Annotated in this window: 20 protein-coding genes and 1 riboswitch; of the genes, 17 read left to right on the plus strand and 3 right to left on the minus strand. The window is 70.1% G+C overall.

What is annotated here, in order from left to right; genetic code table 11:
- The first annotated feature begins 130 nt into the window (after window positions 1-130).
- The 5 genes from LAJ19_RS14535 to LAJ19_RS14555 all read left to right on the plus strand — a co-directional run bounded on the left by LAJ19_RS14535 (window position 131) and on the right by LAJ19_RS14555 (window position 5,445).
- Window positions 131-640, plus strand: a complete 510-nt coding sequence (locus LAJ19_RS14535; RefSeq protein WP_225523584.1) for a hypothetical protein — start codon at window positions 131-133, stop codon at window positions 638-640.
- 78 nt (window positions 641-718) lie between these two features.
- Window positions 719-1,801, plus strand: a complete 1,083-nt coding sequence (locus tag LAJ19_RS14540) for a hypothetical protein (protein ID WP_225523585.1) — start codon at window positions 719-721, stop codon at window positions 1,799-1,801.
- Between the two features lie 952 nt (window positions 1,802-2,753).
- Window positions 2,754-3,761: an HD-GYP domain-containing protein gene (locus LAJ19_RS14545; RefSeq protein ID WP_225523586.1), complete on the plus strand. Its 1,008-nt coding sequence runs from the start codon at window positions 2,754-2,756 to the stop codon at window positions 3,759-3,761.
- Between the two features lie 458 nt (window positions 3,762-4,219).
- The gene (locus tag LAJ19_RS14550) at window positions 4,220-4,771 is read left to right on the plus strand and encodes a sigma-70 family RNA polymerase sigma factor (protein ID WP_225523587.1); all 552 of its coding nucleotides are present in this window, start codon (window positions 4,220-4,222) and stop codon (window positions 4,769-4,771) included.
- Complete coding sequence (locus LAJ19_RS14555; RefSeq protein ID WP_225523588.1) at window positions 4,768-5,445, plus strand: anti-sigma factor; 678 nt, start codon at window positions 4,768-4,770, stop codon at window positions 5,443-5,445. The genes LAJ19_RS14550 and LAJ19_RS14555 overlap by 4 nt, the downstream gene beginning before the upstream one ends.
- A 61-nt stretch (window positions 5,446-5,506) precedes the next feature.
- On the opposite strand, the gene LAJ19_RS14560 is transcribed toward LAJ19_RS14555, so the two are convergent.
- On the minus strand, window positions 5,507-5,953 hold the full coding sequence (locus tag LAJ19_RS14560) for a CHRD domain-containing protein (RefSeq protein ID WP_225523589.1): 447 nt from the start codon (window positions 5,951-5,953) through the stop codon (window positions 5,507-5,509).
- Between the two features lie 37 nt (window positions 5,954-5,990).
- Window positions 5,991-6,686 (minus strand): cupredoxin domain-containing protein, encoded by a 696-nt coding sequence (locus LAJ19_RS14565; RefSeq protein WP_225523590.1) that lies wholly within the window; start codon window positions 6,684-6,686, stop codon window positions 5,991-5,993.
- A 469-nt stretch (window positions 6,687-7,155) separates the two neighbouring features.
- On the opposite strand from LAJ19_RS14565, the gene LAJ19_RS14570 reads away from it, so the two are divergent.
- On the plus strand, window positions 7,156-8,187 hold the full coding sequence (locus LAJ19_RS14570; protein WP_225523591.1) for an SRPBCC family protein: 1,032 nt from the start codon (window positions 7,156-7,158) through the stop codon (window positions 8,185-8,187).
- Window positions 8,188-8,428: 241 nt separating this feature from the next.
- On the opposite strand, the gene LAJ19_RS14575 is transcribed toward LAJ19_RS14570, so the two are convergent.
- Complete coding sequence (locus LAJ19_RS14575) at window positions 8,429-8,719, minus strand: hypothetical protein (protein ID WP_225523592.1); 291 nt, start codon at window positions 8,717-8,719, stop codon at window positions 8,429-8,431.
- 659 nt (window positions 8,720-9,378) lie between these two features.
- On the opposite strand from LAJ19_RS14575, the gene LAJ19_RS14580 reads away from it, so the two are divergent.
- From LAJ19_RS14580 to LAJ19_RS14630, 11 genes are all read left to right on the plus strand, one after another.
- Window positions 9,379-9,783 (plus strand): hypothetical protein, encoded by a 405-nt coding sequence (locus LAJ19_RS14580; protein ID WP_225523593.1) that lies wholly within the window; start codon window positions 9,379-9,381, stop codon window positions 9,781-9,783.
- A 1-nt stretch (window position 9,784) separates the two neighbouring features.
- Entirely contained in the window at window positions 9,785-10,525 is a 741-nt protein-coding gene (locus LAJ19_RS14585) for an SRPBCC family protein (RefSeq protein ID WP_225523594.1), read from the plus strand.
- Window positions 10,522-11,754, plus strand: coding sequence for a zinc-dependent alcohol dehydrogenase (locus LAJ19_RS14590; protein ID WP_225523595.1), 1,233 nt, complete (start codon window positions 10,522-10,524; stop codon window positions 11,752-11,754). The genes LAJ19_RS14585 and LAJ19_RS14590 overlap by 4 nt, the downstream gene beginning before the upstream one ends.
- A 222-nt stretch (window positions 11,755-11,976) precedes the next feature.
- Window positions 11,977-12,113: riboswitch (cobalamin riboswitch) on the plus strand.
- Window positions 12,114-12,352: 239 nt separating this feature from the next.
- On the plus strand, window positions 12,353-13,039 hold the full coding sequence (locus tag LAJ19_RS14595; protein ID WP_225523596.1) for a cobalt-precorrin-7 (C(5))-methyltransferase: 687 nt from the start codon (window positions 12,353-12,355) through the stop codon (window positions 13,037-13,039).
- On the plus strand, window positions 13,036-14,652 hold the full coding sequence (locus tag LAJ19_RS14600) for a precorrin-8X methylmutase (RefSeq protein ID WP_225523597.1): 1,617 nt from the start codon (window positions 13,036-13,038) through the stop codon (window positions 14,650-14,652). The genes LAJ19_RS14595 and LAJ19_RS14600 overlap by 4 nt, the downstream gene beginning before the upstream one ends.
- An 8-nt stretch (window positions 14,653-14,660) precedes the next feature.
- Entirely contained in the window at window positions 14,661-15,788 is a 1,128-nt protein-coding gene (gene cbiD, locus LAJ19_RS14605; protein WP_225523598.1) for a cobalt-precorrin-5B (C(1))-methyltransferase CbiD, read from the plus strand.
- Entirely contained in the window at window positions 15,785-16,516 is a 732-nt protein-coding gene (gene cobI / locus LAJ19_RS14610; protein ID WP_225523599.1) for a precorrin-2 C(20)-methyltransferase, read from the plus strand. Before cbiD ends, cobI begins: the two co-directional genes overlap by 4 nt.
- Window positions 16,513-17,295 (plus strand): precorrin-4 C(11)-methyltransferase, encoded by a 783-nt coding sequence (gene cobM / locus LAJ19_RS14615; protein WP_225523600.1) that lies wholly within the window; start codon window positions 16,513-16,515, stop codon window positions 17,293-17,295. The genes cobI and cobM overlap by 4 nt, the downstream gene beginning before the upstream one ends.
- Window positions 17,292-18,053, plus strand: coding sequence for a cobalamin biosynthesis protein (locus LAJ19_RS14620; RefSeq protein ID WP_225523601.1), 762 nt, complete (start codon window positions 17,292-17,294; stop codon window positions 18,051-18,053). Before cobM ends, LAJ19_RS14620 begins: the two co-directional genes overlap by 4 nt.
- The gene (cobJ, locus tag LAJ19_RS14625; protein WP_225523602.1) at window positions 18,050-19,600 is read left to right on the plus strand and encodes a precorrin-3B C(17)-methyltransferase; all 1,551 of its coding nucleotides are present in this window, start codon (window positions 18,050-18,052) and stop codon (window positions 19,598-19,600) included. The genes LAJ19_RS14620 and cobJ overlap by 4 nt, the downstream gene beginning before the upstream one ends.
- Entirely contained in the window at window positions 19,597-20,700 is a 1,104-nt protein-coding gene (locus LAJ19_RS14630) for a CobW family GTP-binding protein (RefSeq protein ID WP_225523603.1), read from the plus strand. The genes cobJ and LAJ19_RS14630 overlap by 4 nt, the downstream gene beginning before the upstream one ends.
- Window positions 20,701-20,772: the final 72 nt, after the last annotated feature.

Genomic DNA, 20,772 nt, shown 5'->3' on the forward strand with positions numbered 1-20,772 from the left:
CACCGAAATGATTCCGGAGCTGGCACATCGTGCTTTCCCCTGGGGCCGGCCAGCGGCGCACTCTCACCGCGGGCCCAGGCGTTCAGAAGCACCCGGACCGGAACGCGGGCCGGTCGCGCACAATGCAGTGATGCGCCAACGGCACCGACCCGGTCTTCCCTTCCTCCGGGCCCTCACCTGGACGTTCCTGGGGACCGCGTTCCCTCCAGACGCCAGCGCCGCGCCGTACGTCCTGACCTTCTACGGGCTGAACAGCGCCATGACTGTTCAGGCGTCTGACACCGTCATGAAGAACAAGGGCTTCCGGTTCCTGCCGGCCCGGACCGTCAGACTCTCCGGCGGCTGGATCACGCACACCTTTGCCGGAACGTTCCTGAATGACCCGGCGGAACTTACCCTGTCCACCCATGGCGCGCGCCTGACCCACCTGAAGATCACCGCCGTCCTGAACCCGACCGGACCCGGCGGCCAGCCGGACGCCACCTGTCAGCGGTGGTACGCCGGCGTGGTCCGGCAGTACGGCCGGCCCGCGGACCGCCGCTTCCGGACCACCTTTTTCTGGGATTACACCGAAACTGCGGGGGACATCCAGCTGACCTGCGAAGGTGACGCCAGCGTCGTTCTGGAAATCGACGTTTAGGTCACCTCGCCCCCTCCCCTGTTCCGCACCTCGTCATTCGGGACGCCGCTGCACACGCCCGGCTATGATGACGGCTTGATGCCCAGTCGCCCCGCCCCCACGCTGCCCCGAGCGGAACATGTTCGCCAGTTGAAGAAAGTGTTCGGGCCCCTCAGCCCCGGGTTTGTCGCGGATGAACTGGGCTGCACCGTGGCGCAGGCGGCGACCCTGCTGTACGGCGCGGGAGTCCAGGCGCACTGCTGGGTGCGCGTGGGTGACGTCGCGCAGCTCGCCGGGGTTCCTGCCACGGACGTGGACGCCTGGGTGCGGCGCCACCACCTGCCTTTCCTGACCAGCGGGACTGTGAGGCGACCGGTGGCCGCGCTGCTGCACATCGTGGACGCGGCCCTGTTCCTGCAGGCTGCTCCGCGGCCCTGCCTCCACCCTGCCTGGGCGTACCTGCCCCGCGTGAAGGCCCCGCAGGCGAGGTCCGTGACTTCAGCGCAGGCGGCCCCGGCCGCGGACGTGGACTGGCAGCTGGCGCAACGCACCGCGTGGCCGGTCACCGTGGAGCGCCTGGCGGAGGCGCTGTACGGCACGCGCAGCGCCCAGGCCCTGCAGCAGACCCGCCGCCTGACCCGCATCTGGGCGGCGCAGAGGCGGATCGTGGCCTTCGCGCGTGGCCTGTACGACCGGGTGCGGCCCGACCTGATCCTGGCGCCGTCCGGGTACGGGCGCAGCCTCCTGCCGAAAGTGAGTGTGGCCAGCCTGCAGGCACATCACCCGGAAGTGCGGCACTGGCCCTCCACGGCGCTCGCCTCGGCGTGGCGGGCGTACAGCCGCCTGTACGGCGCGGCGCTGCTCCCGGTCCTGGACCGGCGCGAGCCGACCTTCCTGGAGTACCTCGCCATCCGCCAGCTGCATCCAGAGGGCGAGTTGAAGCTGGGCGCGCAGTACGACGCGCTGTGCGAGGACGCCGCGCGCTACCGGCTGGTGACCGCCCCCGTGACGCCCGCCCCCGTGCCGGTCACGGCGGAGAACATCCAGGCCGGCCACGTGGACTTTCAGGCGCTGGTGGCGGCCACCCGGGCGGAGTTGCAGCTCGGTGCCGACAGGGCCGTGACCTCACGGCAACGCCGGAGCCGCCCGCCTCCAGCGGCGGGCGGCAGGAAGGGGCGCTGAACAGGTCACCGGCCAGTCCCGCCACGGGGGCGGCGCCTGAAACACGCCGCTGGGGCGAATCCCTGCTGACCGTTCATACCGGCGGAAGGACAACGCCGGGTGGAAAGCGCCGCGTGAGGTGGCCGTCGCCGTCAGGACCTTCTCCCGGCCGGCCCACGAACGCGCGGTCGCCAGCGGCGGGAGAGTCACAGGGTCAACCGGGCCTTCAAACGCCGCGCCCACGTCCGCAGCCGGCGCCTCAGCCGGCCGGGTGACGGCCACATTGAGCGTCCTGCGGGTCCCGCCGGCGCCCACAACGCCCGGCGCAGCGGGCCACGGCCAGCCGCCTGAAGCTGCACCGGGCCACCCCGCCCGGTCCGCACCCGAAAGCGCGTAACCAGCCCGGGGCGCGGTCTTCGTGTTGCAGCTCCCGGCGTCTCCTCAGCGGGCGTGAAGCTCAGCGCCGGGGAGCACACTGGCGGATTCGGAAGCCGCGCCGCACCGGCCAGCCGGTCACTTCCCGCCGGGAGACGCACGTCAGTGGGACCGGACGGGACAGCGCAACCCTGCCCCAGGGACGGTGCGCGCGGCTGCCTTCAGTAAGCAGCAAGGGCGGACAGCGGGAATCACGGAAAGCCACGCGCCGACCGGAGCGCACAGGCAGCGGCCGGGCATGACCTCGCCGGTGCACGGCATCTCGCCGGCGCGTCAGATGCCTGCCCTCGCGGGCCGTGGCGCTGGGCGACCTGTGCGTGTGGGCGGGAGTGACGGGTCTGAGCCCGAGCACATGGGCGGCGCTGGTGGTGTGGGCCGCCACCGGCCGCCGGCCCAGGCCCGGCCGCGCGCTCGTCCGTAGACCAGGCAACACGGCTTCTCTTACAATCAACTGAGAGAATTATCACACAATAGACCCATTACTGGCGTCCACAGGTCCCAGCGGGAGCCAGCCCACCTTCTCCGGGGAGACGCTCACATGCCGACTGACCTGCCGACCGACCGTGACAGCGTGGATTACCAGCTGCTCTTCGAATGTGCGGGAGCCGGGCTGGTCGAGATTGACTTCGGCGGTCACATCCGCCGCATCAACCCTGACGGCGCCGGGTTCTTCGGCCAGACGGCCGATGCCCTCAAGGGGCAGAGCGTCCTGGATCTCACCTACGCCGAGGATATTCCCCGCACCACCGAAGCCCTCGAGCAGGTCATCCGCGGCGTGGTGTCGATGGCGGTGCTGGAAAAGCGGTACGTCCGCGCCGACGGTGAACTGCTCTGGTCCCGGTCGCGCGTCTCGCTGCTGCCCAAGCGGACAGGCCCTGCGGATTCCGTTGTGGCGGTCATCGCCGACATCACCGAACTCAAGCGGGCCCAGCAGGCGCTGGAGGCCCTGAACCTCAGCCTGCAGGCCACCCTCGAAGGCGGTCTGCTTGGCCTGGGCATGGCCCTGGAGGCGCGTGACCTTGAAACGTCCGGGCACACCCTGCGGGTCATGCGCCGGAGCGTGCACCTCGGCCGGGCCCTGGGGCTCGATGAGGAGACCCTCACCGGACTCAAGCACGGCGCCAGCCTCCATGACCTCGGCAAACTCACGATTCCCGACGCCGTGCTGCTCAAGCCCGGCCGGTTGACCGCCACCGAGTGGGCCATCATGCAGCGTCACGTTCAGAACGGGTACGACATCGCCGCCCGGATTCCCACGCTGTCCCCCTCTGCCCTGGAGGTCGTCCGGCACCACCATGAGCGCTGGGACGGCACCGGCTACCCCGACCGGCGGGAAGGAGCCGACATTCCCCTCCTGGCACGAATTTTTGCCGTGTGCGACGTGTACGACGCCCTGACGAGCGAACGCCCCTACAAACGCGCGTGGCCGCACCAGCGGGCGCTGGACGAGGTGCGGGCCCAGGGGGGGCGGCAATTCGACCCGCAGATCGTGGACGCCTTTCTGAGCCTGGATGCACTTCAGGTGGATCCGGCCCCCCACCCCTGAACGCCCCGCGAACACGCCGGAGTGACCAGCCGGCGGTGCCCCCGGGGCCGTTCTTCGTTCACCTCACCGGCCACCTGCGCCGGCCAGGGGTCCCGGGGACGCCACGGCCCAGGGCCGCGCCTGCTCCGCGCACGAAAGGGCGCCGGCCGGCGTCTCACGGTCAGCCTCGAAGGTCAGGACCACGGTCACGCCCGGCGCCGAGGCCCCCGCACGCCTGCTGGGCGTCACACCGGTCACTCTCTCGCCCTGAACCGCCCGCCGGGGACGAAGACTGACCGGCGCACGCTTTCCTGACCGCAGGGGCAGGTGTAAGGCGCCGTCACGGCGCGTGGCGGCCGGTGCGGTGCATCCACGGACCCGGCGTGAGGCATACGGGAGGTATGTCCGCGTGGCGCGCCGCTGAGCTTCCTTCCCCATGCCGTGACCCGAGACCCCTGTCCCTGCGGCAGACTGCGGGTATGCCTGCCACGCCCGTGACTGTTCAGGAGCACCAGCAGCTGATGGTGCAGCTGCAACATGGCCAGGACGGCGCCCTGAAAGCCCTGTACGATCAGCTTGCCGGCGTGACCTACCGCGTGTGCCTGCGGATGCTGGTCTCACCTGAGGATGCCGAGGAGGTCTTGCAGGACACGTTCCTGCGCCTGGAGGTTCAGGCGCACCGGTACGCTCCGGCGCGCGGCACCGTGCAGACGTTCGTGCTGACGATTGCCCATCACCTGTGCCTGGAGCGCATGCGGGCCCGCCGCGCGCGGCCACAGGCGCTCGACGCCCCGTTGGACGACCGGACGGTCGACCCGCCGGCCCAGTCGCCGCATGATCCCCTCAATCAGGCGCTGGTGGACACCGCCCTGGTCACCCTGCCCCCCACCGACCGGCTGCTGCTGGAGGGCATGTTCTTCGGCGGCCACACACACGCCGAACTGACCGTCCGCACCGGGTTGCCGCTCGGGACGGTCAAAAGCCGCTTGCGGCGCGCCCTGCTCAAGCTGCGTGAGAGGATGACGCCATGACCCACCCGACCGAGCTGCTGGCCGGCTACGTCATCGGTGATCTGGACGTGCAGGACGTCAGGACTGTGGAGGCACATCTGACCGGCTGCGCCGCCTGCTGCGCCGAGGTGGGCCGGCTCCGGGACGCCCTGATGAGTCTGGCGGACGACCTGCCGGACGCGGCGGTGCCCGGCGGCACCTGGGCGCGCATTCAGGCCCGCCGCCAGGCCGGGGCACCTGACGCGCCGGTGGCGCGCGCGCCGCTGCGCCGTCCGCGGCGGCCGTGGCTCTGGCTGGCCGCCGCCCTGGGGCTGATCTTCACCTCCGTCCTGACGCGCCTTGCGCCTGCACCGTCCACGCAGGGCTCCATTCAGCAGTGGCAGGCGCAGGGCGCGGTGAAACTGACCCTCACCGGTCAGGACGGTCAGGCGTTCGGCCTGGTGCTGGTCCGCCCCGACGGGCAGGCCCTGGTGGTGCTTGACCGGCGTGCGCCGGACGGGCAGGTTTACCAGGCGTGGGGGCGCCGCGCCGGCGCGGCGCCCCCGGCCGCGCCAGTGAGTCTGGGGTTGACGGACGGCACGGTGCTGCAGGTGGACTGGCGCGGCTTCTCTTCGGTGGGCGTCAGCGTGGAACCGGGCGGGGGCAGCCCTGTGCCGACGCGCCCGCTCGGCCGGGTGACCCTGCCGGGCGCGTAGTGCCGGGCGGCGCCACCCGGCCGGGTTCAGGCTGACCGGCTCATCGGCGCGGGCCGGCGCCTCAGCCTTTGGTCATCTTCACCGGGGCGCAGATGGGCACGACGCTGGGATCACTGGCGTAGTGCACGTTGATGTAGGCGCCCAGGTCACCGGCGATTTTGGCCATGTCGCCGCTGACGCTCACCGTGGCATTCCCGCTGGCGTCCGACGTAAAGCCCGGGAAGCCCAGGCTCACCGGACCGTTGGACGCGCAGGGATCCGTGCTGGAGGCCGGCCCGAACGCATGATAGTGCGCGATATAGGCTTTGCTGGGGGTCAGGCCCGAGAGCGTCAGGGTGGTGCTGACCATGCCGTCCTTCATGGTTGCCACGGCTTTGCCCGTCGCGGCGGGATCGGCGGTGGTGGGGTTGTGCCTGAAGGTGTAGGTGGTGCCGGCACCCATCATCATGCTGCACGAGCCAAGCAGTGTGGCGGCGGCCATTCCCAGAACAATCTTGTGTACAAACATACTTCCCTCCGTGGTAGTGAAGTGCTTTGACGCCGCCTCAGCGGTTGGTCACGGTGATCGTGGCGCTCATGCCGTCGTGGTACGAGCAGTAGTAGGTGTAGGTGCCGGGGCTCTGGAAGGTGTAGCTGTAGCGCTGCCCCGCCCGCAGGTCCGGTGAGCTCAGGTCAGCCAACTGAGCGGACACGACGTTGTGCGTGATCTTTCCGGTGTGCACCCAGGTCACGGTGGTGCCCGCCTTGACGCTCAACGCGGCCGGTTGAAAGCGGTTGTCGGTGATGTTCACGGTCACGTCGGTCACTGGAGCCGCGGCGCTGTTGAGCACGGCGGCGCACAGCGGAATGTCCGTCCGGTCGGCGGCCCGGTGAACGTCGACGTACGCGCCGAGCGGTCCCCGCATGCGCGCCGGGTCGGCCCGCACTGTGACGGTGGCCTGACCCCGGGCGTCACTTCTGAACTTCGGGAAGCTCAGCGTCACCGGGCCGGCCGAGGCGCACGGGGGTCCGCCCGCTGGGCCCAGGGCGTGGTAGTGGGCGACGTAGGCTGCGTTCGGCATCAGGCCGCGGAGGGTCAGCACCGAGATCAGGGACGACCCGGTGCGGACGGTGAGCTGTCCGGACGCCTCCGTGCCGGACCCCATGGCTGTGAAGCGGAACGTCTGCGGGGCCTGCACCTGGGCCAGTCCAGGTGTCAGCAGCAGGGCGAGCGCGAGCGCGGGGGGGAAGCGTCTGAGCATCGGGGTTCCTTGTCGTGCGGGCAGGGACGAGCGGGTCGTGGGCCAGGGTGGTCACCCGGGCGAGGTGGAGCGCCGGCGCTTCACCCGGCCGGCGCCGAACGACAGCACGGTGGTCCCAGAGGAGTGGGACCCTGCTGTCATCTCCCGTATGCGCCGCCCCGCCCGCGTGGATGCATCCGCATGTTCACCGAGTCTTCATCCTCGTGATTGGTCCCTCAGCCGGCCGTGTTCAGGGTCGCCGGGTCAGGGCCGGCCCCGGCAGTGCCCTGGGCGGCCCGCGCTGCCGGCACAGAACCCGCGACGCCACCCGGCAGATCCAGCCGGGCCTCACCATTCGCCCCAGGACTGCTGAGGGTGCCCGCCAGCCTGTGTGGTCAGACCATGAGCCGCCGGCCGTGAGCGGCGAGGAGCCTGTCCCTGCCGCTGAGGAGCGGCCTCGGTCGGCTCCGCCGTGCCCTACAGTGATCCCATGACCGCGAGGACACTGGGCGCTTTGATTGGAGGTGGCGCCGGCGTGCTCTACGGACTGGTGGTGTACCTGTGGCTGCACCGCATGGGCGCTGGGGACGCCGGTCTGGGCGTGATGATCGCCTCCTACCTGTTTCTTGTGCCGTTCGTGCTGGGTCTGGTGTCCGTGGCGCTGACCTTCCACAAAGCGGCGCCGCCCGCACCTCCCCTTCCGGCGGCGCCCGACGCCTTCGGGGACGCGCCGCCCCCGGCCCCGCCGACAGGTCTGGGCACAGCGGTGGGTGTGTCCGCCAGCACGACCACCGTGTTTCTGGTCACGGCGCTTGTGCTGGGGTTTGAAGGCGTGCTGTGCGCTTTTATTGCCGCGCCTGTCATGTATGTCATGGCGGCGCTCGGCGCCGGCGTGGCCTACCTGATCCGCCAGTGGTCACGGCGCGGCCGGGCGGGCGCGCTGCTGTTCTCCGCGGCGCTGCCGGCCCTGCTGGGCCCGCTGGAACAGAGCCGCGTTCCGCCCACCATCTACCGCACGGTTTCCAATGACGTGCTCGTGCACGCTCCCCCAGAGGTGGTCTGGAGCGAGATTCGCAGCGTGCGGCGGATTCAAGACCGTGAAATCCGCGCCGGTTGGGTGCATGCCGTGGGTCTGCCGCGGCCGCGTGAAGCGCTGCTGCGCGGCGCCGGCGTTGGCGCCGTGCGCACCGCGACCTTTGACGGCGGCCTGAGTTTCACGGAAACCGTGACCGACTGGGAGGACAGCCGGCTGCTGTCGTTCCGCATTCAGGCCAGCGATCCGGGGCACCTCGATCCTCATGTGCAGGTGGGTGGCCGGTTCTTTGATGTGATGAGCGGCACCTACCGGCTGGAGGCGCTCGCGCCGGGGGTGACGCTGCTGCACCTGAGCAGCACCCAGCGGGTCAGCACGCCCTTCAATGGGTATACGGCGTGGTTCACGCAGGCCATCATGCGCGACCTTCAGCGCACGATTCTGTATGTCGTTCAGGCCCGTGCCGAACGGCAGGCGGACGTGCAGTAAGGCGCTCCGCGCCGGTTGTGAGAACCGGTCGCTGCCCGTCCCAGGCCGTTTCGCGCACGGGAGAGGGGTGCTGCGCGGCCGATCGGGAGGCGGTGAGGGCTGCCTTGAATTTGAGTTTGTACGACGTGCAGTCCATGGACTGCGCCATGAAGCTGCCTTCGGCAAGGGCGGGGCTGGTAAAGCGACCCTCGAAGTCCCACGCGAGGTAGGGCCGCTTTGCACAGGTCTTGAACGCACCCTGTCAGACGCTGACGGCGCCTGGCATCCGCCCGAGCGCACCCACCACCCTGGGGTTGGTCTTATAGGTGGTGTTCGACAGGGAGTCACTGCAACGCCAGTATCCAGTCATGATCCCGTCGGTGATGGTCCGGCCGTCGGCGCTGAAGCGCAAGCTGATCGCGTTGCCCTGGAAGTCCCCGGTGAATTCCCCTTTGAACACCCCGCCGCGGGTCGCGGCGCAGGCGATCAGCAGACTGAGAATGACGGTGGGGAGTCGCGTGGTGCGTTGAGTGTGCCACGCGCCGCTCTGCACCCCCCGTTCCCTGAGGGCCTTCAGCGGCGCGGTGAACTGTCAGATGAACGAGCCGTGGGGCGCCTCCGGTGACGTGGACCAGGGCCTGACCGTTGAGCTCACGTTGCCGCGGGTGAACATCAGCCTCAAGGTGTACGCCGGTGCGCCGGGCGTGCTCCCGGGCGCCGCCTTATCAAGCCGGATGAGGGGGTCATGAGCGTCAGCGGCGCGCGGCCGGCAAAGACACCGCAGGCGCCGCCCGGCCACAGGGTTCTCCCCCCTGCACGGCGCACGGCAGCGTTACCCCGGCGCGCGTCTGGAAGCTGAGCGGGCGGCCAAAGGCCTTGACGCCGGCTGCGTCCGGCTGAGGCGACACCTGACGGTCTGCGTTCACGGCCGCAATGACGTGAGGTGGGGCCGCTCTGCGCCTCCACTTTTTCTGGACGGCAGGTCAGGACGTCCGGCAGGGCATGCACCTTTCATCTCTGTTTGCTTAACCCGGTTTCAGGGACGCTCCGGAGCTCCTTCACGGGACACGCGTGCTGGCCGAGAAAAGGCTTCAGGTTTCTTGGCCGCAGTCCCCTTGTTCGTTCCTGGGCTGGGGGCAACGATGAACGCCTGAGTTGGACGGAGAGGCCCCGCGCCAGCGTGCCGGGGCCTCCGCCGGGCAGGGGGCAACTGTGAACACACAACAGGTGGCGAAAGGACTGGGGCTGTTCAGCCTGGGCCTCGGGGTTCTGGAAGTGGTCGCCCCGGGCCGGCTGACGCGTTTTCTGGGCGTCAAGGATCACAACGCGCTCGTGCGGGGCTACGGGGCCCGTGAACTGATGGCGGGCGCCGGGCTGCTGCTACAGCCCGGCGCCCGCGCGGCGTGGCTGTGGTCGCGTGTGGCCGGCGACGTTCTTGACCTCGCGACGCTGGGGATGGCGAAGCCGGGGGAAGCGAGTGGCCGCAAGCGGACCGCGAATGCGCTGGCCATGGTGACGGCGATCACGGTGGTGGATGTCCTGACTGCCCGGGCCTTCTCGCAGGGCGCGCGCCCGGTGAAGTCACGGCTCAGGGGTCTGCTGGCGGGGGGGCGCTGACATGCCCGACCAACCGCTGAGCCCTCAGAACGCCAGTCCGGTGGAGCGCGCCGTCATGGGCGGGCTGGGGGCGGGCATGATCGCCGTCAGTCTGCGCCGGCCGGGCCCGGCGGGACTGATGTTCGCCGCCACAGGCGCGCTGCTGCTGGCCGGCGCTTCGATGGGCCGGAGTGTGGGCGCCCGCATGGTCGGGATTCGCCGGACGCCGGACGACGGCATTGCCGTGGAAAAGGCCGTCACGATCGGGCTGCCCCCGGAGGACCTGTACGCGTTCTGGCGGAACTTCGGGAACCTGCCGCGGTTCATGAATCACCTCGAGTCGGTCAAGGTGCAGAGTGACGGCACCCGGTCGCACTGGGTGGCGAAGGCGCCGGCCGGCACGCACGTGCAGTGGGACGCTGAGATCACCGAGGACCAGCCTGGACGGCGGATCGCGTGGCGGTCCGTGGAAGGCACGCCGGTGCCCAACGAAGGGCACGTGGATTTCCGTGCGGCGCCGACCGGACGGGGCACGGAAGTGCACGTCTCGCTGAAGTACCGGCCGCCCGGCGGGTCGATGGGCGCGGCGGTGGCGCGCATGCTCGGTGAGGAGCCCGGCGTGCAGATCGCTGAGGACCTGCGGCGGCTGAAACGCCTGCTGGAGGTGGGTGAGGAGCCCACAACCGAGGGGCAGTCCAGCGGGCGCAGGAACGCCCTGAAAAAGGCGGAGGCCAAAATGTTCGATAACGGGAGAACCGCGTGAAGGCCGTCGTGTGGGAGGGTATCAACCGCGTGAAGGTGGAGCGGGTGCCGGATCCTGAGATTCTGCAGCCCACTGACGCCATCGTGCGGGTGACGGCCACGGCGATCTGCGGGTCAGACCTGCACCTGCTGGACGGGTACGTGCCCAGCATGGCGCACGGCGACATCCTCGGCCATGAGTTCATGGGTGAGGTCGTTGAGGTCGGTTCGGCCGTGCGCAAGATCAAGAAGGGTGACCGCGTGATCGTGCCGTTTCCGATCAGCTGCGGAAAATGCTGGTACTGCCAGCGGGGGCAGACGTCGCTGTGCGACAACTCCAACCCGAACGCGAAACTGGCTGAGGCCCTGTGGGGGTACTCCCCGGCCGGGATCTACGGGTACTCGCACATCACGGGCGGGTACGCCGGCGGTCAGGCGCAGTTCGCGCGGACGGTGTTCGCAGATGACAACCTGTACAAGGTGCCGGACGGCCTGACGGACGATCAGGTGCTGTTCCTGACCGACGTGCTGCCCACCGGGTACATGGCAGCCGAGAACTGCAACATCGAGCAGGGGGACGTGGTGGCCGTGTTCGGCTGCGGGCCGGTCGGGCAGTTTGCCATCCGCAGCGCGTTCCTGCTGGGTGCCGGGCGCGTCATTGCCATTGACCGCTTCCCGGAGAGGTTGGACCTGGCGCGCGGCGCCGGGGCGGAGACCATCAACTACGAGGAGGAGGAGGTCTTCGAGCGGCTCAAGGCCATGACCGGCGGGCGCGGTCCGGACAGCGTGATGGACGCTGTGGGTCTCGAAGCGCACGGCACTGGGGTCGGCGGGATGGCCGACGCGGTCAAGCAGACCACCCGGGTGCTGGAAACCGAGCGGCCGCACGCGCTGCGCTCGGCGATCATGGCCTGCCGCAAGGGCGGCACGGTGAGCGTACCGGGCGTGTACGGCGGCCTGGGGGACAAGATTCCGCTGGGGGCGTTCATGAACAAGGGCCTGACGCTCAAGACCGGGCAGACGCACGTGCACCGGTACCTGGACGTCCTGACCCGGCACATCGAGCGCGGTGAGATCGACCCGACGGTGATCATCACGCACCGCCTGAGCCTGGATGAGGCGCCGCACGCCTACAAGATCTTCAAACACAAGCACGAGCACTGCATCAAGTGCGTGCTGGACCCATGGGCGGACCCCAAGGATCACGACCCGGTGAAGGCAGGCGATATCCGGGCGAACTCCGCGGACTGACCGCCGCGCCCCAGCGGGCAGGCCCGGCTGTTTCCTGAAGTGAACTCGTCCGGCGGGCCCTCTGCCCCGTGGACCCGCAGGACTCTGGCCGGTCGGCACGGCGCTTTCCTGGCTGCTGGCGTCCTGGAATCCGGCCCCTGGAGACGGGGCGCCGGCTGCTCTGAAGCTGGCAGCCGCCGGCAAGACCTCCCGGAGCGATGAGCCCCCGCATCTGCGTGTCCTCCGGTTGGAAGGCGACTCTGCTATCCTGCCCGCACCTGGGAGTGGGGAAGTCCGGTGAGAATCCGGCGCTGACGCGCAGCGGTATGCAGCCTTGAACGCTGCGAGCCCGAATGCCCCTCAGGGACTTCCTGTCGCTTTCACGGCACAGGAACCTCTCGCCGTTAGAGGGCCACCACACGAGCCGACCTGCCTGCGTTCCTGCTGTCTTGTCCCGCTCCGGCCCCGGCTGGAGGGGACTCTTCGTGCGTCCCTTCAGCTGCCGCCTGCCTGCACGCTGGAGCTGAGTTATGCGCCTGTTTCCCGTTTTTCCCGTGACCGTGCGCCGCGCACGCGCCGCCGCCGTCCCCGGGGGCACGCGGCCTGAGGGCCAGCCCTGATGCTGGTGTGCATCGGCGCCGGTCCGGGCCACCTTGACTACCTGACCCGCCGCGGCGCAGAACTCGTCTCCACCGCCGACGTCGTTGCAGGATTCGACGCGGTGGTGGACGTGGTGCGGCCCCTGCTGCGCCCGGAGCAGCAGGTCGTCACCATGGGGTACCGCGACCAGGTGGCCAGGCTCGCGGAGGTCGCCGCACTTCACCACGCCGGAAAACATTGTGTGGTGGTGTTTATGGGTGACATTCACTTCAGCGGCTTTCAGTTTCTGGAACGGGTGGAAACGGCCTGTGGCCACCGGGTGGAGACGGTGCCCGGCATTTCCAGCGCGCAGATGCTGGCCAGCCGGGGCCGCGTGTGCTTCGACGAAACGACCTTTCTGACCTTTCACCGCCGGGGGGACCTGACCCCGTTCAAAACGCATCTGCTTGAGGTGCTGCGTGGGGGCCGCAACGCCATCGTCATTCCCCGCCCCTGGGATTTCATGCCCAGAGACGTGGCGGCGTATGTGCTTGCCGGGGGCGCCAGCGGCGCGCACCGGGTCGAGGTCTGGGAGAACCTGTCGCGCGCCGAGGCCGAGTGGAGCGGCACGCTGGCCGAACTCGAGGGGCGTGAGTTCTCGGACATGAGCATCCTGCTGATCCGCGCCCTGACACCCATGCCCACCGGGCTGGAGGGAGAGCCGTGACAGGCGCCGGGCCACGTGCCGCCGGGCCTGCTGGAGCGTACGCGGTCGTGCTGGCTGCCCACGGCAGTCGCGACCCCGCGAGCCGGGCGCAGTTTGAGGCGTTGGTCGCCGAGGTCAAGGCCCTGGAGCCCGACCGGATGATCACGCACGGCTTCCTGGAGTTCAACACGCCCACCATCGACGAGGCGGCGCGGGAAGCGGTCCTGGCGGGCGCCCAGGAGATCGTGCTCGTGCCGGGCGTGCTGCTGGCCGCCAGTCACGCGAAAAATGACCTGCCCAGCGAGCTGCAGGCGCTGAGGCGGGAATTTCCCCAGGTCACCTTTCACTACGGCGCGGCCATGGACCTGCACCCCGCCCTGTTGGAGGTCTGCCGGGAGCGGCTGGTGGAGGCCGAAACGGACGCCCGCGGCGAGGTGCGCCGGGACGAGACGCTGCTGCTGATTGTCGGGCGCGGCACCACCGATCCTGACGCGAACGGCGACGTGCACAAACTCGCCCGCTTTCTGGAAGAAGGCCTCGGGTACGGCGCGAGCCTGGTGTGCTACAGCGGCACGGCGAAACCGGACCTGCCCACCGGACTTGCCCGCGCCGCCCGGCTGGGCTTCGCGCGGGTGGTGGTGCTGCCCTACCTGCTGTTCGACGGTGTCCTGGCCCGCCGCGTGCGCGAGGGCGTGGCCGCCGCCGCCCAGCGCTGGCCGGAGACGGCCTTCGTGGTGGCGGGGCACCTCGGCCCCCACCCGAAAGTCGCCCAGGTGTTTCTGGAACGGGCGCACGAGGGCGTGCGGGGTCAGGGGCACATGAACTGCTCGCTGTGCAAATACCGGGTGGGCGTGGTGGGGTACGAAGCCCAGGTGGGTGCCCGGCAGGTGGGGCACCACGGCGCGGTCCGCGGCCTGCTGGGCGCCGCGGCTCAGGCGCCGGGCAGGCCGGTGATCGCGCCTTATGAACCCCATCCGATCGAGCGGGAGTCCTTTGAGATCATTGCGGGCCTGCGCGACTGGTCCACGGTGAATCCCGCGGACCGCTACGCCACGCAGCGCCTCGTGCACACGGCGGGCACAGCGGATATCGTGGAGGACCTGTATTTCTCGCCAGGCGCGACCGAAGCGGGCGTCATGGCGATTCTGCGCGGCCTGACCGTGGTGACGGACGTGACCATGGTGCAGAGCGGACTGAAACGGCAGGTGCTGGCGGAACTGAACGTGCCGGTGTGGTGCGGCGTCCACGATCCGGAAACGCACCTGTTGAGCCGCGAGGCGGGCATCACGCGCTCAGCTGCCGGGATCCGGCGGGCGTTTGAGAAATTCGGCAATGACTGCGTCGTGGCCATCGGGGACGCCCCCACCGCGATTTTTGAAGCGGTGCGCCTGATCCGGGAGCGGCACTGGCGTCCGGGCCTCGTCATTGGGCTGCCCGTCGGGTTCGTGGGGACCCGTGAAAGCAAGGCGGCCCTGCGCCAGTGCCTCAGTGTGCCGCGCATCACCAATGTGGGCACGCGGGGAGGCAGCCCGTGGGCCAGCAGCGTGGTCAACGCGCTGATGATCGAGGCGCAAAACCGCCTCGCGGCCAGCGCCGCTCAGGGGGAACGTCCCCAGCCCGGGCCCGGCGCGTGACTCTGATCATGACGCCGCCCACCCGCCTGGACCTCACCCAACCTGCCCCCAATGGCCTGCGGCGGGGGTTCACGACCGGCAGCGCGGCGACAGCGGCCCTGAAAGCGGCCCTGTTGCTGCTGCTGCGCGGCGACCTCCGCCGTGAGGTTGACGTCACCCTGCCGGACGGCCACCTGAGCCTGCGCGTGCCGGTGCAGAATGTCCGCCTCACGGACGTGGGGGCCGCGGCCGATGTCGTCAAGGACGGCGGTGACGACCCGGACGCCACGCACGGGGCCACCCTGTGGGTCCGGGTCACGCCTCTGCCGGACGCCCTGTGTCCCATGACGTTTCACGCGGGTGAAGGGGTCGGCACGGTCACGGCGCCCGGGATTCGCGTTCCTGTGGGCGAGCCGGCCATCAACCCCGTTCCGCGCGCGATGATGCGCCGGGCCGCGCGGGAGGTCGCCGGGCATGAAGGCTTCGCGGTGACGGTCGGGTGCCTGAACGGCGAGGCCATCGCCCGGAAGACTTTCAATCCCCGCCTGGGCATCCTGGGGGGCATCAGCATCCTGGGCACCACCGGCGTCGTGGAACCCATGAGCCTGGAGGCGTACATGGCGTCCGTGGAGGTGTACGTCCGGGTGGCGGTGCACGCCCGGCCGGACGCGGTGGTGTTCACGCCGGGCAAGCTGGGCCGTGATTACGCCCGCGAGACCCTTCAGGTGCCTCCCCAGGCGATCGTGCAGATGAGCAACTTCGTGGGGGCCGCGCTGGACGCCCTTCAGTCGGCGGTGGAGGACACCGGCCACCCGCTGCCCCTGCTGCTTGTCGCGGGGCATCCCGGCAAGCTCGCCAAGGTGCTCAACGGCGACTGGAACACCCACAGCGCCCACAGTGGCATGGCCATGAACGCGGTGGCCCGCGTGGCGGCGGCGCTCAGGCTGGAGGACGCCACCGTGCAGGCCCTCGCCCAGGCCAACACGGTCGACGCCTGCGTGGCCCTCCTGGCCGGCCACGCCCTGGGCGCGGCGGTCTGGCAGGGCGTGGCGCGGCAGGTGGCCGCGGCGCTGCACGGCCGCGCGCCGGGGGTTGGCCGCGTGCGGGTCGCTCTCTTTGCCCTGGACGGCGGCGGGCTGGGGGAGGCCGAAGCGTGAGTGGCCCCGGCGTCTTCACGGGTCTGGGCGTCGGTCCGGGGCCGTACGGGCTGCTGCCGGTGGCCGCGCTGGAAGTACTTCAGCATGCCGACCTGATCTACGCACCCCGGTCGCGGGTGTCGGACGGCTCCGTGGCCCTCGCGGCGCTGGCGGGCCTGGATTTCCCCCGCGACCGGGTGCGGGAGGTGGAGTTCCTGATGGACGGGGACGACGACCGCATCGGCGCGCATTACGCCGCCCTGGCCCGGGAGGTGGCGGCCCACCAGCGGGCCGGGCGGAACGTCGCCTACCTGACGATCGGGGACGCGATGACCTACAGCACGCTGGGGTATCTCGTGGCCGCCCTGGCCCGGGAAGCGCCCGGTCTTCCGCGCCGCGTGCTGCCCGGCGTGACCAGTTACGCCGCCGCCGCCGCCCTGACGGGCTTCAGTCTGGGTGAAGGAAAGGAGCGGGTGTTGATCGTGCCCTGCCCGGAGGAGATGGACGAACTTCGTGCTGACATTCAGCGCAACGACGTGGTGGTGCTGATGAAGGTGGGCCGCCGCCTGGGCGCGGTCCTTCAGCTGCTCACTGAACTGGAGATCCTGCCGCACTGCGCCCTGGCCCACCGCCTGGGCCTGGACGGCGAAGTGGTGCGGGCCGGCCTGGACCCCGCGCCGGACCCGGGGCGCCTGGGGTATCTCAGCGTGCTCCTCATTCGTAAGGCTCCGCCTCGGAGGTTTTCTTGAAGGTGTATTTCATCGGTGCTGGACCGGGCGCGCCCGATCTGATCACGCTGCGCGGCGCGCGCGTCCTGAGCGAATGCCGCTTGATTCTGTACGCCGGTTCTCTGGTTCCGGAAGCCGTGCTGGAGCACGCCCATCCTGACGCTGAGCGCTTCAATACGGCCGGGATGCACCTGCAGGAGCAGGTGGACCTGTACCGGCGGGCGCAGCGGGAGCAGCTGAACGTGGCCCGCGTTCACAGTGGCGATCCCGCGATCTACGGCGCGACCGCCGAGCAGATGCGGGCGCTGCGGGACCTGGGCATCGGGTACGAGGTGGTGCCCGGCGTGAGCAGCTTCACGGCGAGCGCGGCCGTGCTCGGCACAGAGCTCACTCGCCCTGGCGTGACCCAGACCATCATTCTGACCCGCGTCTCCGGCCGGGCCAGCGCCGTTCCGGAGCGGGAACAGCTGCCTGGCCTCGCCGCGCACGGCGCGAGTCTCTGTCTGTTTCTGGGAGGAAACCAGTTGCCCGGGATCGTGGCTGATCTGCTCAGCGCCTACCCGCCGGAAACGCCCGTGGCGCTGGTGCAGCGGGCCACTCAACCCGACGAGCGTCAGCATGTCAGTACGCTTGAGCGCCTGCTGTCCGAAATCCGGGTGAGCGAGTGGGCCCTGACCACCATGCTGATTGTCAGCCCGGCTCTGGGCCGGGTGGAGGACCTGGAGGACGCCAGCCGCCTGTACGATCCGGCGTACGCCCACCGGTTCCGCCGGGCGCAGCCTGCCGGAGACGAGTCGTGACGGTGGCGGTGTGGCCGGTCCGCCGGGAGTCTGAAGGCCTGGCGCTGCGCCTCGCCGAAGCCCTGGACGCTGTTCTGCACCGGCCCTGGATGCGGGCCGGGCGGCAGGCCGCTCACTTTCAGGCGGCGTTCAGGGAGGCGCGCGCGTGGGTGTTCATCGGTGCCGCCGGCATTGCGGTGCGCTTTCTGGACGGCCTGACGCGCAGCAAACTCAGCGACCCGGCCGTCGTCGTGCTGGACGACGCGGCCCGCTTCGCGGTCGCCCTGCTGGGCGGGCATGAAGGAGGAGGCAACCGGCTGGCGTACGAGGTGGCGCGCCTCACGGGCGCGGTGCCTGTGGTGACCACCGCCACGGAGGCCGTGAAGCCCCTGACCCTGGGCGTCGGGTGCCGCCGCAACGTGAGCGAGGCCCAGATTGAGGCCGCTGTGCGTCACGCGCTGGGCAGCCGCCCGCTGACCGAGGTGCGTGAGGTCGCGACGGTGGACCTCAAGGCGAACGAGCCGGGCCTGCTCGCGTTCTGCGCCCGCCATGACCTTCCCCTGCGGGTGCTGGCGGCCGCCGACCTCGCCGCCCGGCCTTTTGTGACGCACCCCAGCGCCTGGGTTCAGCGCAGCGTGGGCCTGAGCGGGGTCTGTGAGCCCTGTGCGCTGAGCGCCAGCCCGCGGGGGCAGTTGATTGTGCCCAAAAGCGCCCTGAACGGCGTGACGGTGGCTGTGGTGGAAGACCGCGGCCCGCACGTCGGGGAGGCGCAGCGATGACCGGTCACCTGAGTCTGGTGTCGGTCGGTCCGGGGGATTTTGCCCTGGTGCCTGAACGTGCCCGGCAGGCCCTGCGGGAGGCGGACGTGATTGTCGCCTACGACCTGTACCTGCGCTGGGTGCAGCCGCTGATCACCACGCAGGAGGTGCTCACGCCGCCCCTGACGCAGGAGAAGTACCGCGCGGAACTCGCCATCCGGAAGGCGGCCGAGGGCAAGCGGGTGGCGCTGGTCAGCAGCGGTGACATTGGCGTGTACGCGATGGCCGGTCTGGTGTTCGAGGATCTGCCGGATGACCCCTCGTTCGGGGTGGAGGTCATTCCCGGCATCACCAGCGCCACCGCCTGCGCCAGTCTCCTGGGCTCGCCGCTCACGCATGACTTCGCCACGCTGAGCCTGTCTGACCTCCTGTGCCCGTGGGAGTGGATCGCGAACCGGGCGAGCCATATCGCGCAGGCTGACCTTGCCTGCGTGCTGTACAACGTGCAGAGCAAATCCCGCCGGGACGGGGTTTACCGCGTGGTGCGCCTGATGCTCGAACATAAGCGCCCCGACACGGTCTGCGGCGTGGTGCGTAACGCCTACCGCGAGGACCAGGACGTGCGCGTGACCACCCTGGAAGCCCTGTTGCATGACGAATTCGACATGCTGACCACCATCGTGATCGGCAACCGCTTCACGACCCGCACAGGCCGGCGGCCCGGAAAAGAGTGGATGTACACGCCCCGCGGTTACAACGACTGGCAGCCGGGCCGGGGCGAGCCGGCCGTCACCTCCACACCGGACGGAACAATCTGGGTGTTCAGCGGAACCCGTGACGGCAACGCCCTGGCCCTGCAACTGGCGGAATCGGGCGAGTCCGTCACCCTGAGCGTGGCGTCCGACCTGGGCGCGCAGGTGGCGCCGCAGCATCCCGGGCTGCACCTCTACAGCGGCCCGAGTGGCGTGGAGGCCCGCCGCCGCGCCCTGCGCGGCGCGCGCGCGGTCGTGGACGCCACCCACCCGTACGCGCAGGCGATCACCAGACAACTTCAGGACCTGAGCGCCGAACTGGGCCTGCCTTACTTCCGCTACGAGCGGCCCAGCAGTCTTCCCGCCGAGACGCACGGCATGATTCTGGTGGACACCTTCGCGCAGGCCGCGCAGGCGGCCGCCGCCTACGGCCGGGTCTTCCTGGCAACAGGCAGCAAGGACCTCGAAGGGTTCCTTCACGCTGCGCCGGAAGCCGAATGCTACGTGCGGCTAACACCCCAGCCGGACGTGCTGCGCCGCGCCCAGGAACTCGGTGTGCCCGCACAGCGCATCTGCGCGATGATTGGTCCGTTCAGCCGTGAATTCAACGTGGCGCAGTGGGCCGCCTGGCAGATCGGCGCGGTGGTCACCAAGGAAAGCGGGACCGAGGGCGGCTTTCCCGCGAAGGTGGCCGCCGCCCGCGAACTGGGGATTCCCCTGATCGTGGTGCGCCGCCCACCGGCCGTTCCCGGCGCCTTTCACACCAGCGCCGCGGTCCTCAGGGCCCTGCGCGGCCCCCTGAAGGAGCATGCATGACCGGTTCAAGCTTTAAAACGCCCGTCACCATCGTCAGTGGGTTTCTGGGCAGCGGCAAGACCACCCTGCTGGGCAACCTGCTGAACCAGACCCACGACCGCACGCTGGCCCTGATCGTCAACGAGTTCGGGGAGGTGAGCATTGATGGGCCGCTGCTCGAAACGCGGGAGGACGGCGTCGAACTGCACGACGTTCACGGCGGCCTGCTGGCCTACGGGGGGGAGGGCGACGCCTTCCGCCGGACGCTGCGCGCCTTGCGGGCGCGGCGGCATACTTTCGATCACGTGCTGATCGAAACGAGCGGTCTGGCCGTCCCGACCGCCGTGATGGTCACGTTGGAGGACCCCGAGTTCAGCGCTGACTTCACGCTGGACGCCACGCTGGTGGTCGTGGATACGCCGCTGCTCCTGGCCGGCGCCTTCAGCCCGGAGGCCAGCGGCGACGCGGCCCGGAGCGCCGCCCGCGTGTTCGACGCCCAGCTGGAATACGGGGACGTGGCGGTGCTGAACAAGATCGACCACCTCACGGACGCCGACCTGCTTCAGGCGGAGGCCGACGTGCGCCACCGCGCGCCCCGGGTGCGGTTTCTGGAGCTGGCGTACCACGCGCGGCTGGACACGCAGCTCACCCTGGGACTGAACCTGCACGGCTCCCGCCGGAGCGCGGCCCACCAGGCGCCGGTCAGCGGCACGCCCGGCGAGCTGACCCAGCCGCTGCACGACCACACCACCCTGGACGGACACGCGCACGGGGACCTGGACGCCCACGTGCACAGCCTGAGCACCCACCAGCACTTTCACGAGCATGACCCGGGCTGGCAGTCCTTTCGCCTGACGAGCGACGAGGCGCAGAACATGGCGCAGCTGGTGCGGACCGTGCAGAACGTCGCCCGGGTGTTTCCGGTGCTGCGCGTCAAGGGCTTCGTGCAGGGCGACGACGGCGCGCGGCACGCCGTGCAGGCGGTCCGCTCCCGGGTGGAGCTTCACCCGGCGCCCGCCAGGGCGGACGCCCCCAATGAACTGATTTTTATTGGTTACCACGTCAGCCGCAAGAAAGTCATCGAGGCGCTTCAACGGGCCCTGCCGCAGCGGTGGGCGTAGCGTGGCAGGGCCGGCGCCCGCACCCGTCACGGCCCGGTTGACCCTGGCGCGCAGCGCGCCCTCCCTGCTGGG

This window comes from Deinococcus taeanensis (assembly GCF_020229735.1).
In the GTDB taxonomy this organism is placed as follows: Bacteria; Deinococcota; Deinococci; order Deinococcales; family Deinococcaceae; genus Deinococcus; species Deinococcus taeanensis.

Bases quoted from the DNA above. Each gene is read 5' to 3' on its own strand.
- LAJ19_RS14585 (WP_225523594.1), top strand. From the start codon at position 9,785: ATGCCCGACCAACCGCTGAGCCCTCAGAACGCCAGTCCGGTGGAGCGC.
- LAJ19_RS14630 (WP_225523603.1), top strand. From the start codon at position 19,597: ATGACCGGTTCAAGCTTTAAAACGCCCGTCACCATCGTCAGTGGGTTT.
- LAJ19_RS14570 (WP_225523591.1), top strand. From the start codon at position 7,156: ATGACCGCGAGGACACTGGGCGCTTTGATTGGAGGTGGCGCCGGCGTG.
- LAJ19_RS14550 (WP_225523587.1), top strand. From the start codon at position 4,220: ATGCCTGCCACGCCCGTGACTGTTCAGGAGCACCAGCAGCTGATGGTG.
- LAJ19_RS14595 (WP_225523596.1), top strand. From the start codon at position 12,353: ATGCTGGTGTGCATCGGCGCCGGTCCGGGCCACCTTGACTACCTGACC.
- LAJ19_RS14555 (WP_225523588.1), top strand. From the start codon at position 4,768: ATGACCCACCCGACCGAGCTGCTGGCCGGCTACGTCATCGGTGATCTG.
- LAJ19_RS14565 (WP_225523590.1), bottom strand. From the start codon at position 6,686: ATGCTCAGACGCTTCCCCCCCGCGCTCGCGCTCGCCCTGCTGCTGACA.
- LAJ19_RS14545 (WP_225523586.1), top strand. From the start codon at position 2,754: ATGCCGACTGACCTGCCGACCGACCGTGACAGCGTGGATTACCAGCTG.
- LAJ19_RS14535 (WP_225523584.1), top strand. From the start codon at position 131: ATGCGCCAACGGCACCGACCCGGTCTTCCCTTCCTCCGGGCCCTCACC.
- cobJ (WP_225523602.1), top strand. From the start codon at position 18,050: ATGACCGGTCACCTGAGTCTGGTGTCGGTCGGTCCGGGGGATTTTGCC.
- LAJ19_RS14540 (WP_225523585.1), top strand. From the start codon at position 719: ATGCCCAGTCGCCCCGCCCCCACGCTGCCCCGAGCGGAACATGTTCGC.
- LAJ19_RS14560 (WP_225523589.1), bottom strand. From the start codon at position 5,953: ATGTTTGTACACAAGATTGTTCTGGGAATGGCCGCCGCCACACTGCTT.
- cbiD (WP_225523598.1), top strand. From the start codon at position 14,661: ATGACGCCGCCCACCCGCCTGGACCTCACCCAACCTGCCCCCAATGGC.